Raw genomic sequence first — 11,813 nt, 5'->3', positions numbered from 1 at the left:
CGGGCGGAGGACAATTCGTGCGCCGCACCCAGCCGGACCAGCCACAGCGGCACGCCATGCCGCTCCACCGCCAGACTGAGCCGCCGCGCGGCGGTGAAATTGAGCGCGCGGGGATTGCCGGCGATCTCTCCGATCACGAAAGCCAGATCGCGGCAACGCAGCCCTTCTTCCAGCGCGAACAGCGCGTCCTCGGGCGTCTTTGCGGCAACGTGGACCAGCCGGTGGCGCAGCGCTGCCGGCAGGCCCGGCTGATACGGCCGCCCGCCCAGCCTGATCGCCCGAGCATCCTGGACCCACAGCCAGCCGCGATCGCTCTCCGCGCCGCCCCGATCGAGCGCCAGGGCCAGCGCCAGCGCCGCCCCGCTGCCTTCGCCCGCCGGAGCAAATATCTCGCCATGCAAGGCCCCCTCGCCCAGTCCCGGCCGCCAGCGCGACAAGGCTGTACCTGCCGCTTGATGGCGAGGGACACGGGGCCGCGCGAAGGCGGCAAGCGGGGTAATCACAGTCATCGGGAATCGCCTTTGTTCTATTTATGTTCTCATTCGTAGTGATTCGCAATCCCTTCTCACACGCGCAAACGAAAAGGCCGCCCGCTTGCGCGGACGGCCCCTTCAAACCGGCAATGGCCAAGCGTCAGTCGTTGATGTCAATATCACCCGGCAGCGGCGCAACCGGCTGCGGCGGAATACCTTCATCGCCTTCATGCACTTCGACCAGACCGCGACCGACATGGCTGCGGCTGCGGCTGTAGGCGAAGTACACCACCAGCCCGACACCCGCCCAGATCGCAAACAGGATCTGGCTTTTCACGTCGAGCTTGTAAAACAGATAGAGACAGCCCGCGATCGACAGGGGCGCGGTCAACCAGATCGCCGGAGTCCGGAACGGGCGATGCCGCGAAGGATCGCTGCGGCGAATAACCAACACCGCGATCGACACCGCCGCAAAAGCAAACAACGTTCCTGAATTCGAAATGTTGGCCAGCAACCCAACCGGGAAGAATGCCGCAAACAGCGCAACACCAATGCCAGTGATAATCGTGATAAAGTACGGCGTGTTGTAGCGCGGGTGAATCTTCGAGAAGGCTTCAGGCAGCAAGCCGTCGCGGCTCATCACGAAGAAGATGCGGGTCTGCCCAAACATCATCATCAGGATCACCGATGGCAGCGCCAGACCGGCCGCAAGGCCAATCAGGTTACCGATTTGCGGCCAACCGATTTCGCGCAGCGTCCAGGCCAGCGCTTCCTTCGAGCAGACCACTGCCTGATCGGCAATCGCGGCGCACTGAGCAGCCAGTTCACGGCTACCCGGTTCCAGCCCGGCCCCGGCAGCATCCATCACCGGCTGCGCGCCCACCGAACCGATCACCCCGGCGGCCACCAGCAAGTAGAAGATTGTGCAGATGCCAAGGCTCCCGATCAAACCGATCGGCATGTTGCGTTGCGGATTCTTGGTCTCTTCAGCTGCGGTCGAAACCGCGTCGAACCCGACATAGGCGAAAAAGATCGAAGCCGCAGCAGCACCGATCCCGCCAAACCCGAGCGGCGAGAAGGGCTCGAAATTCTCCATCTTCATCACCGGCACGGCCAGAATGATGAACAGAGTCAGCGCCGCCACCTTGATCGCCACCAGCACCGCGTTAACCGAGGCGCTTTCCCGGGTGCCGATCACCAGCAGCCATGTGACGAGACCGGCAATCAGCATCGCCGGCAGGTTGATCACCCCACCATCATAAGGCCCGCGAACCAGCATATCGGGTATGTCGATACCCACCGCATTCTCTATCAAACCAACCACATAGCCTGACCAGCCGACACTGACCGCCCCTGCCGCAACGGCATATTCGAGGATCAGGGCCCAGCCGACCATCCAGGCGATCAATTCGCCCATGACCGCGTAGCTATAGGTGTAGGCAGATCCCGAAACCGGCACCATCGCCGCCATCTCAGCATAACAAAGAGCCGCCACAGCACAGACAAAACCAGCGATGATGAAGCTGATCATCATGCCCGGGCCAGCCTTTTGCGCGGCTTCGGCGGTCAGAACGAAAATACCGGTGCCGATCACCGCTCCGATCCCCAACATGGTGAGCTGGAAGGCCCCCAACGAGCGATGCAGCGATTTCTTTTCGGCAGTTGCCAGAATGGCGTCGAGTGATTTCACGCGACCAAACATGCATTTCCCCTAAATCTTAAGGCCCTGCGCCGCAGCGCGGGCCCACGTTTTTCCCTGGCGCGAAAGCTAGCGGCAAGTCGCCTTATGGCAAGCGCTAAAAGCCGCCCTTCCCCAGATTGCACCGAGCGGCTAAAGCGCCGCCATGTCTACGACCTTCCAGCTCGATACGGCCACCAGCCGGGCGCACCCCACGCCCTCGCCGCTGCGCCGCCTTTCGATCCCGGCGATCCGCCAGCGCAAGCAGGACGGCGTTACCGCCGAACCGATCGTGATGCTGACCGCCTATACCGCGCGGCAGGCACAGCTGCTCGATCAGCACTGCGACCTGATCCTGTGCGGGGATTCGCTCGGCCAGGTGATCTATGGCCTGCCCAGCAGCCTGCAGGTGACGGTAGACATGATGATCGCGCATGGCGCAGCCGTGGTGCGCGGCTCCTATCACGCCGCCGTGGTGATCGACCTGCCGTTCGGTTCCTACGAAGCCTCGCCCGAGCAGGCCTTTGCCACCGCCTCGCGGATCATGGTCGAGACCGGTGCCAGCGCGGTCAAGCTGGAAGGCGGCGCGGTGATGGCCGAAACGGTCGCTTTCCTTACCGGCCGCGGCATCCCGGTGATGGGCCACGTTGGCCTGACCCCTCAGGCGGTCAACACGCTGGGCGGCTACAACGCCCGCGGGCGCAGCGACGCCGAAGCCAAGAAGATCGTCACCGACGCCCAAGCGATCGATCAGGCCGGGGCCTTTGCGATCGTGATCGAAGGCGTGGTCGAACCGATCGCGATCGAAGCGACCAAGGCGATCGCCTGTCCTTCGATCGGGATCGGGGCATCGGCCCAGTGCGACGGACAGGTGCTGGTCACCGAAGACATGATGGGCATGTTCGAGCGCGTACCGCGCTTCGTGAAGCGCTATGGCGAAATCGCCGGGCTGATTTCCAGCGCGGCGGGCCAATACGCCGAAGAAGTGCGCAAGCGCAGCTTCCCCGGGGTCGAGCAGACCTACCAACCCAAGTGACATTTTCCGCCACGGCGCGGCTGCAACAAGGCAACAGGCTCAATCCATGCTGATGAAGTTCTACAAGGGCTCGATCCTATTCACTATCGCCTGCCTTGCCCTGGGGGTCTGGTATGGCTGGTCCCAGACCGGCAGTGTCGCCGCCACAGCATCGATGCTGTGGATCATCTTCGTCCTCTCGATCCTCGAAGTGTCGCTGTCGTTCGACAACGCCGTGGTGAACGCCGCGGTGCTGAAGGACATGGACGAAGTCTGGCAAAAGCGGTTCCTGACCTGGGGCATGGTGATCGCGGTGTTCGGGATGCGGATCGTGTTCCCGCTGGCGATTGTTGCCATTGCCGCAGGTCTTGGCCCGATTGATGCGCTGAACCTGTCGCTGAACAAGCCCGCCGAATACGAAGCCATCGTCAGCAGCGCCCATGTCGGCATTGCCGGGTTCGGCGGCGCGTTCCTGGCCATGGTCGGCCTGTCGTTCTTCTTCGACGGCGAAAAGGACGTCCACTGGATCGAGTGGATCGAAGCCAAGCTGGCAATCGTATCCAACATCAAGGCTGCGGAAATCGCGCTGCTGCTGGTGGCCCTCTACCTGATCTCGCGGATGCTCCCGCAAGACGAGGCGCTGGTCTTCATGGTTTCGGGAACGCTGGGGCTGGTCTGTTTCATCGCGGTCGAAGCCGTCAGTACCATTCTTGAAATGCGCGATCAGGCCCTGGCGGCAGGCGGAGCAGTGGTCCGTTCGGGACTCGGCGGGTTCCTCTATCTCAACGTGCTCGATGCCTCGTTCAGCTTTGACGGCGTAATCGGCGCATTCGCGCTTTCCAACAACATGATCGTGATCGCGCTGGGCCTGTCGATTGGGGCGATGTTCGTGCGCTCGATGACGATCCACCTGGTCCGCCAGGGAACCCTGGCAGAGTATCGCTATCTCGAGCACGGCGCGTTCTGGGCGATCATCGCGCTGGGCGGGATCATGCTGTTCTCGGCCGTGATGCACATCCCTGAAACGGTCACCGGGCTGATCGGAGCGGTGCTGATCGGGTTGTCGCTGTGGTGGTCGATCCGCCACAACAAGCGCAATCCGGACAGCGAGATCGAAGAGGCGATCAGGGCAAACTGAGCCGCGCCGCCAAGGGAGCAGCCAGCACCAGCTGCGCCAGATGGTAGATCAGGATCGGCAGCAGTACGACCCCGGCCACCGCCGGGGTGAACAGCACCGACGCCAGCGGAGCGCCCATCGCAATGCTCTTTTGCGCGCCGGCAAACAGCATCGTGACGCGGTTGGGCCGGTCCAGCCGCAGCAGGCCGCCCAGCAGCCAGGCTCCGGCGTGTCCGACGATCAGAAACAGCGCCACCCCGCCCAGCAGCCACAGCCAGCCGGACGGCTCCACCCGCTCCCAAAAGCGCTGCTCGACCGCGCCTGAAAAGGCGACATAGACGGCAATCGCGATCGAGCCGCGATCAAACCAGGTGGTGAGCTGCCGGTTGTCCTTGACCCAGCCGGAAAGCCGCCCCTGCATCGCCTGGCCGAGCATGAACGGCACCAACAGGATCATCACCACCTTGAGCAGGCCGTCGCCATGAAAGGCAGCTGCTCCGCCCCCGCCCAGCAGCGAGAACAGCGGCGCGGTGACGAACACGCCGAGCAGGTTGAGCAAGGCCGCCGCGACCACCGAACTGGCGACATTGCCGCCGGCCAGCGAGGAATAGGCAGTCGCCGATTGCACTGTCGACGGCAGGCAGCCGAGGTACAGGAAGCCCAGCGCGATCAAGGGCGGGATCCAGCCCTGGCCCAGTTGCCACAGCCCCCAGCCCGCCAGCGCCATGCCGCCAAAGCACCACGCCACCAGCGGCCAGAGCAGACGATGGTTGCCCAGCCCGGTCATCACTTCATGCCGGGGCAAACGCACGCCGTTGAGGAAGAACAGCAGGAACACCGCCGCATTGGCGACGAACTGCGCCAGATCTCGCGCACCACCCTTGACCGGCAGCAGCAGCGCCAGCGCGATCGCCAGCGCCAGCAGGCGGACCATCGGGTCGATGCGGGACAGGATCGTCATCTTTGCGAGGGCGCTCCGACGGGTTGGAAGTTCACAAACCTGACAGGGTCCCGGAAATTAAAAAAATCCCCGAATTCCCTGCACGAATGACAATGACAGAGCCCCGCCCTGTAGGAAATCGGCAATTGCCGTTTCGGTCTACCGTCCGGCCAGCTTCGGTGCCGGTGCGGGCGTAGCCGAGAAGCGCGGCGCCGGGGCCGGCTGTACCATTCCGCCGTCCTCGACAAAGGTCGAACGCGCCACATTGTGCGGATGCTGCGGCGCCTCCTTCAGGCTCAGCACCGGGGCGAAGCAGATGTCGGTTCCGTCCATGATCGCGCACCATTCATCGCGGGTCTTGGTCAGGATCAGCGCGGTCATCCGTTCCTTCAGCTCGTCCCACTTCATCGGGTTCATCTGCTGGGCGAAATCGGGATCGCCGGTCAGCCCGGTCTTCTCCAGCAGCAGCGCGTAGAACTGCGGTTCGATCGAGCCGAGCGAGATCCACTTGCCGTCGCTGGTCTCGTAGGTGTCGTAGAAGTGCGTGCCGCTATCGAGCAGGTTGACCCCGCGCTCGTCGCGCCACTGGCCGTTGCCGAGGAAGGTGTAGGTCATCGCCGAAAGGATCGCCGCACCATCAACCATCGCGCAGTCGACTACCTGGCCCTTGCCGCCGGAGCGCGCGTGGAGCACCGCCGCCACGACGCCAAACGCCAGCATCATCCCGCCACCCCCGAAATCGCCGACGGCATTGACCGGGAAAGTCGGCTTCTCACCCTTGCGGCCATAGGAATGGAGCGCGCCCGATAGCGCGATATAGTTGATGTCATGGCCAGCCAGCGGCGCCATCGGCCCGTCCTGGCCCCACCCGGTCATCCGTCCGATCACCAGCTTGGGATTGATCGCCAGCAGCACGTCGGGACCAATCCCCATCCGTTCAATCACCCCGGGACGATAGCCTTCGATCAGCGCATCGGCACTCTGCACCATCTCCTTGAGCTGGGCGATGGCAGCCGGGTCCTTGAGGTCGAGTTCAATCCGCTCGCGATTGCGGTTGAGGATGTCCCGGTTGCCGCCATCGCCGAACCGGCTGCTCGTGCCGGGCCGCTCAACCCGGATCACCCGGGCACCGTGATCCGCCAGCATCATGCCGCAGAAGGGCCCCGGCCCGATCCCGGCCAGTTCGATGACGGTCACACCCTGAAGAACCCCGGCCATATCCTTGCTCCCGACAAATTTAATCGCGCGATGAAATTGCCCTTATGAGGAGCAATCGGCGCTTGTCGAGAGGGGTCAGCGCAATTTGCGGCGCGCTTCGTCCAGCACCTTGGGATCGCCGCCGGTCCGGCCCGCCTGGGCGATCAGCTGCCGCGCGGTGGCCGGATCCGATCCGACGTGGGCCAAGGTCAGCGCGCGGACCGCCGCGACATAGCCGCTGGCCGGAGCCAGGCTCCAGGCCCGGTCGGCCGTGGCCAGCGCCGCTGCGGCATCGCCGCTGCGCAACTGCGCCAGGCTCAAGCTGGCCAGCAAACGGGCATCGCGATTGGCACCGCGCAGCCGCAGGTTTTCCAGCAGCAGCCGCGCCCGCGCCCAGTCCCCTTTGGCTATCGCCAGATTGGCATCAATCCGCAGCATCAGGCGGCTTTGCGGGTAGAGGCCCAGATAGCGGACCACCAGCGCCGGGACCTTGCCGCCCTGCCCCAACTGTTCGAGGGCAATTGCCGAGCGCAAGGCCAAGGATTCCGTCAGGCGAACTCGCGCGGCCGCATCGTAATGGCGCAGGGCGGAATCGGCCCGTCCAGCCGCCAGTTCCACATCGCCCATCAGGCCATGCGCCTGGGCCGAACCACCACGCAGTTCGAGCAGCCGACCGGCCACGCGGACCGCGCCGGCCTGATCGCCGGCGCCCAGCAGAGACCTGAGATATGCAGCTGTTATCCCCGCGCTACTCTGCGCCTCGTTCCAGCGCGGCGCGAGCACGCCGGGCGGACTGGGTTCGAAAATCGGCAGAACGGCCGGAGGATTGGCCGCAGCCGCGCGGTCAAGCAGCGGGCCCGCCGCTGCGCGGTCGCCCTGCTCCTCGTAGGACTGGCCCAGGATCTGCAGCAGATAGGGTGACGCATCGCCGCGCGCGGCCAGCGCCCCGAAGCGGGCGACGAGTTGCTGGTGATCGCCGGCCTCGTACAGCGCCCGGGCCAGCAACAGCTGAACCCGCGGGTTGGCGGGCTGGCCGTTGGCCAGCGGAATCAGGTGCTGGACGGCGGCGTTGGCGTTGCCGGCCTCAAGCTCCATCATGCCTTGCAGCAATGCCGCCGCCGGCATGCCGTCGATCCGCTCCCCCGCCCGGTTGAGCATGGCGCGGGCCAGATCGACATTTCCCGCCCGCGCAGCCAGAACCGCCTGAAGGTAGAACGCCTGGCCATTGTCCGGATCAAGCGACAGCATCTTGCGGATAACGGCGAGCATTTCGCTGGCCCGGCCCAGCTCTCCCAGCGATGCCGCATAACCGCCGAGCAGCGCGATATCGCCCGGCGCGCCAGCCAAGGCCTGTTCGAAGATCGGCAGCGCCGCGCCATCCCCCAGTGAATCGCGGACCAGTTGGGCTTTCAGTTCCAGTGCGCGCGGATTGTTCGGTCCAGCCGCGACTGCGCGGTCGGCGGCTTCAAACGCCTGCAATTGCTCCCCGCCTTGATATCGCAGCCTCCCAACCTCGACCCAGACCAACGGATCGCGGGGTGCAGCGACAAGGGCCCGGTCAAGCGCCCTGCCCGCAGCGGGAAGATTGCCATCAAGCCGTTCCAGCAGCGCCAGCAGCCGCCAGCCCCGCGCTTCCTCGCCCTTATCGAACTGCCCCGGCGCAAGCCATGCGCGGGCCTTGCCGCCCTCGCCTTGCTGGATCAGCGCCTCGCCCATGTCCGCGGCGAGTTCAGGCTTTCTTGCTCCGGCCGCCAGCGCTCGCTGAAGATCAGCCTCGGCGGCGATCCCGTCGCCGCGCGCCAGGGCCGCACGGGCCTTGTCGAGGCTAGTACGTGCATCGTCCGGCATCGCCAGCAGCGGCGTTGCCAGCAGGGCCAGCACCAGGGGAAGCGTCAGGCGGGGCATGGCTCAGGCGTGAAGGTCGTATTGTTTGAGCAGATCGTAAAGCGTCGGGCGGCTGATCCCGAGCAACTTGGCGGTGTTGGAGATGTTCCCCTCACTGCGCGCCAAGGCATGGCGGATCACCTTTCGGTCGGTCGCTTCGCGCGCGCATTTGAGGTTGAGCACCTGGATCGCCTCCTCATCCTGGGCGACCAGATCGAGATCTGCCGCGCCGACCAGCTTGCTGTCCGACATGATCACCGCCCGCTTGACCCGGTTTTCCAACTCACGGACGTTGCCCGGCCACGGCCAGGCATCGATCGCGGCCAGGGCATCGGGGGCAAAGCCCTTGACCGCCGGGTTCATTTCCTTGGCGAATTTCGCCATGAAGGCCTTGGCCAACAGCGCTGCATCGCCGGGGCGTTCGGCCAGGCTGGGGATCTTCACCACGATTTCGGCGAGGCGATAGAACAGGTCTTCGCGGAAACTGCCCGCTGCGATCATCGCCTCAAGGTCCTGGTGCGTGGCACAGACAATCCGGGTATCGACCGGGATCGATTTGCGCGAACCGATCCGCTCGATCACCCGCTCTTGCAAAAAGCGCAGCAGTTTGACCTGCAACGGCAGCGGAATATCGCCGACCTCGTCCAGGAACAGCGTGCCGCCATTGGCCAGTTCGATCTTGCCTTCGGTGGTCTTGACCGCGCCGGTGAAAGCGCCCTTCTCATGCCCGAACAGCTCGCTTTCGAGCAGGTTTTCCGGAATCGCGGCGCAGTTGATCGCCACAAAAGCCCCGTCGCGGCGATCGCTGGCTTCGTGCAGGCCGCGGGCGAGCAATTCCTTGCCGGTGCCGCTGGCGCCCAGCAGCATGACCGAGACATTGGTGTTGGCAACACGCTCGATCGTGCGGGCGACCTTGACCATCTCGGGCGCGGCGGTGATCAGCCGGCCGAGCACCCGGTTCCCGTCACCGCTCTTGCTGGCCAGCTGGCGGTTCTCGTTTTCAATCCGGTGCAGTTGCAGCGCCCGGCGCACGATCAGCCCCAAGGCTTCGATATCGACCGGCTTCTGGTAGAAATCGTAGGCGCCCTTGGCGATTGCGGTAAGCGCGCTTTCGCGAGCCCCGTGGCCCGAAGCGACAATCACCTTGGTATCTGGCTTCAGGGCCATGATTTCGTCCAGCACCGCAAAGCCTTCGCTGGTACCATCGGGATCGGGCGGAAGTCCGAGGTCTAGCGTTACCACTGCCGGCTCTTCGCTGCGCAGGGCAGTAATCGCGCTGGCGCGATCGGTCGCCTGAACTACCTCGAAGTCGGGGTAGGCCCATTTCAGCTGGGCCTGGAGCCCGGCATCGTCTTCGACAATCAGCAGTTTGGGTTTCATTTCCGACATTTTACGCGACCTTTGCGCCGGACTTTCCGGCCTCGTTGATGGTTTCAAGCAGGGCGGCCGTTTCGGCCATCGGCAGAATCACGGCAAATCGGGTGCCAAGCCCTTCGCGGCTCTCCACTTCAAGCCGGCCGCGCATCGCCCGGACCAGCTCGCGCGCTTCATAGGCGCCGATCCCAAATCCTCCCGGCTTGGTCGAATCGAACGGGCGGAACAGGCGGGTGCGAACAAAGTCGGCGCTCATTCCGCAGCCGCTGTCGACCACTTCGATCATGCCGTTTAGTCCAACGCTGCTGACCGAGACAAACACCGGAGACTTGGCAGGGCTGGCATCGATCGCGTTCTGGACCAGGTGCAACAGAACCTGTTCGAGCGATTCACGGTTGGCTGCCACTTCGCATTCGGTTTCTCTGATCAGGGTGACCGGATGCTGCAATTCGAGCTGGTCGACCACGGACTTGGCAACCGCTTCGGCCCGCACCGGTAACAGTTCATCTACCGAAGCCGGGCCATAGCGTGAAAGCCGCGCGACCAGTGCGTTGAGCTTTTCGGTCGAATTGCGCAGCGTGACCAGCATGTCGGCGCGGAACTCCGGATTGTCGGCATGGAGCTCTGCATTGCGGGCAAGCAGACCAAGCTGGCTCGCCAGGTTCTTGATATCGTGCATCACAAAAGCGATGCGGCGGTTGAACTCGTCGAACCGGCCGGCTTCGGCCAGGGCCTCTTGCCCGGCATTTTCGGCCAGATAGCTCGCGAGCTGGCGGCCGACGACCCGCAGCACGTCAAAGTCTTCCCAGTCGAGCCGGCGGACATGGGCGGGCCTCGCCAGGACGACAACGCCTGCCAGCCGCTCGAAATGCAGCAGCGGCACCAAGGCCCAGGCCCGCGGCTCGGCCTTCAGCCATTCGGGCAGTTCGATTTCGGCTTCGCCCGAAGCGCGGACCTGATCAAGATCGGCGATATAGTCCTCGCGTTCGAACTGGCGGACCTGCCGGGCGGCCATGGCGACCGGCGGAACTTCGGCGGTGGGCCATTGCCAGCGGGCGCCAAGCTCGAAATGCCCCGCTTCATTGGGGACAAGCAGCAGCCCGGCTGGGCTGTCGGTGATATCCGCCAGAGCGCGGATGACGCGTTCGTTGAGCGGCGGCCCGCCGGCTCCGGCCTGACCGATCGTGCGGGTAAAACGCAGCCATTCGGTGCGGTAGTCATAACGGTGCTGGAAGAGGTGCTTGATCGCGGTCACCCGCAGCCAACCGCGCAGCCGCCGCGACATCGCCAGCGTCACCGCGCCAAGCACGAACAGCGCCACAAGAACGATCTGCAGCATTGACGAAAAGTCGCTGCCGGCAAATGCCAGCCATTGCGCTGCCGCCATCATCGCAATCAGGTAGCCGCCGATCAGCAGCAACGACACCGACTGAAAGGTTACTGCACGAGAAGGGCGAAAGCGCAGCGACTCGCTGCCATCGCCGGCCCCCAATGCGAGTATTGCCGCGATCGGAAAGGCCAGCAGCCCGCGCAAGGCCGCCGTTACCTGCGGCATGCCCCCGGAAAGGTAAGCAATTGCGTAGTGGTTCAGATCGACCACCCACAGGATTGCCAAGGCCGTCGCCGGCCAGCGGATAATCAGGCGGGCCTGCTGCGAAGCGCCGCCGAACAGGTTGTGGGCCAGCACCACCCCGCCAACCGCCACCAGCAAACGCAGCGAGACCATCGTCAGGAATGCCCCCTGGCCGATCGGCTCTGTCCCGGCCCGCGTCATCAGCAGCCAGACCGCAGCCATTTGCAGGAATTCTACGAACGCCAGGGCAGCCAGCATCGGGCGAACCGGCTTCATTGCGGCGTGGCGGCCATCGAGAGCGAACAGGCGATAGATCGCGAATATCCAGGCCAGGTTGCGCAGGCTTTCGCCCAGCTGCGCTGCAACCGTGGCGATTCCGAATGTTGCTCCGATCAGTGCCCAGCTACCGGTCACAGCAAGGGCCAGCACCAGCGCCGGACGCGCCGTGCCGAAACGCTGGCGGCGAGTCTGCAGCCAGGCCGCCGCAAGCAGGCACGCGGCCGCACCGATGCTCCACAGCACCGCGTCGACCCCGGACCAGGCTGCGGCCGAGAGTGTCATG

Annotated in this window: 8 protein-coding genes and 1 pseudogene; 2 read left to right on the top strand and 7 right to left on the bottom strand. The window is 64.6% G+C overall.

Annotated elements, in window-relative coordinates; all coding sequences use genetic code 11:
- Together B2V17_RS00520 and B2V17_RS00515 are read right to left on the bottom strand one after the other, a co-directional pair.
- Window positions 1-509 (bottom strand): annotated as a pseudogene (locus tag B2V17_RS00520) (recA-like protein); the annotation flags it as partial.
- 124 nt (window positions 510-633) lie between these two features.
- Window positions 634-2,175: an amino acid permease gene (locus tag B2V17_RS00515; protein WP_292994074.1), complete on the bottom strand. Its 1,542-nt coding sequence runs from the start codon at window positions 2,173-2,175 to the stop codon at window positions 634-636.
- Between the two features lie 142 nt (window positions 2,176-2,317).
- Here B2V17_RS00515 and panB point away from each other — a divergent pair, with 142 nt between their 5' ends.
- Together panB and B2V17_RS00505 are read left to right on the top strand one after the other, a co-directional pair.
- Entirely contained in the window at window positions 2,318-3,187 is an 870-nt protein-coding gene (gene panB / locus B2V17_RS00510) for a 3-methyl-2-oxobutanoate hydroxymethyltransferase (RefSeq protein WP_292994072.1), read from the top strand.
- Between the two features lie 49 nt (window positions 3,188-3,236).
- Complete coding sequence (locus B2V17_RS00505) at window positions 3,237-4,304, top strand: DUF475 domain-containing protein (protein ID WP_292994120.1); 1,068 nt, start codon at window positions 3,237-3,239, stop codon at window positions 4,302-4,304.
- On the opposite strand, the gene B2V17_RS00500 is transcribed toward B2V17_RS00505, so the two are convergent.
- The 5 genes from B2V17_RS00500 to prsK all read right to left on the bottom strand — a co-directional run bounded on the left by B2V17_RS00500 (window position 4,291) and on the right by prsK (window position 11,812).
- Window positions 4,291-5,244 (bottom strand): bile acid:sodium symporter, encoded by a 954-nt coding sequence (locus B2V17_RS00500; protein ID WP_292994070.1) that lies wholly within the window; start codon window positions 5,242-5,244, stop codon window positions 4,291-4,293. The two genes, B2V17_RS00505 and B2V17_RS00500, sit on opposite strands and share 14 nt — an antisense overlap.
- 138 nt (window positions 5,245-5,382) lie before the next feature.
- Window positions 5,383-6,441 (bottom strand): CaiB/BaiF CoA transferase family protein, encoded by a 1,059-nt coding sequence (locus B2V17_RS00495; RefSeq protein WP_292994068.1) that lies wholly within the window; start codon window positions 6,439-6,441, stop codon window positions 5,383-5,385.
- 75 nt (window positions 6,442-6,516) lie between these two features.
- On the bottom strand, window positions 6,517-8,325 hold the full coding sequence (locus B2V17_RS00490) for a tetratricopeptide repeat protein (RefSeq protein WP_292994066.1): 1,809 nt from the start codon (window positions 8,323-8,325) through the stop codon (window positions 6,517-6,519).
- A gap of 3 nt (window positions 8,326-8,328) precedes the next feature.
- A complete protein-coding gene (gene prsR, locus B2V17_RS00485; RefSeq protein ID WP_292994064.1) occupies window positions 8,329-9,693 on the bottom strand; it encodes a PEP-CTERM-box response regulator transcription factor in 1,365 nt (454 codons plus the stop codon).
- Between the two features lies 1 nt (window position 9,694).
- Entirely contained in the window at window positions 9,695-11,812 is a 2,118-nt protein-coding gene (gene prsK / locus B2V17_RS00480) for an XrtA/PEP-CTERM system histidine kinase PrsK (RefSeq protein WP_292994062.1), read from the bottom strand.
- Window position 11,813 lies beyond the last annotated feature (1 nt).

Source organism: Novosphingobium sp. UBA6272 (genome assembly GCF_002440635.1).
Lineage (GTDB): Bacteria > Pseudomonadota > Alphaproteobacteria > Sphingomonadales > Sphingomonadaceae > Novosphingobium.
This window is presented reverse-complemented; position numbering and strand designations above follow the sequence as displayed.

What these genes read in the sequence shown, in the direction of transcription:
- prsR (WP_292994064.1), bottom strand. Translation starts at nt 9,693, where the DNA reads ATGTCGGAAATGAAACCCAAACTGCTGATTGTCGAAGACGATGCCGGG.
- B2V17_RS00500 (WP_292994070.1), bottom strand. Translation starts at nt 5,244, where the DNA reads ATGACGATCCTGTCCCGCATCGACCCGATGGTCCGCCTGCTGGCGCTG.
- prsK (WP_292994062.1), bottom strand. Translation starts at nt 11,812, where the DNA reads ATGACACTCTCGGCCGCAGCCTGGTCCGGGGTCGACGCGGTGCTGTGG.
- B2V17_RS00515 (WP_292994074.1), bottom strand. Translation starts at nt 2,175, where the DNA reads ATGTTTGGTCGCGTGAAATCACTCGACGCCATTCTGGCAACTGCCGAA.
- B2V17_RS00495 (WP_292994068.1), bottom strand. Translation starts at nt 6,441, where the DNA reads ATGGCCGGGGTTCTTCAGGGTGTGACCGTCATCGAACTGGCCGGGATC.
- B2V17_RS00490 (WP_292994066.1), bottom strand. Translation starts at nt 8,325, where the DNA reads ATGCCCCGCCTGACGCTTCCCCTGGTGCTGGCCCTGCTGGCAACGCCG.
- panB (WP_292994072.1), top strand. Translation starts at nt 2,318, where the DNA reads ATGTCTACGACCTTCCAGCTCGATACGGCCACCAGCCGGGCGCACCCC.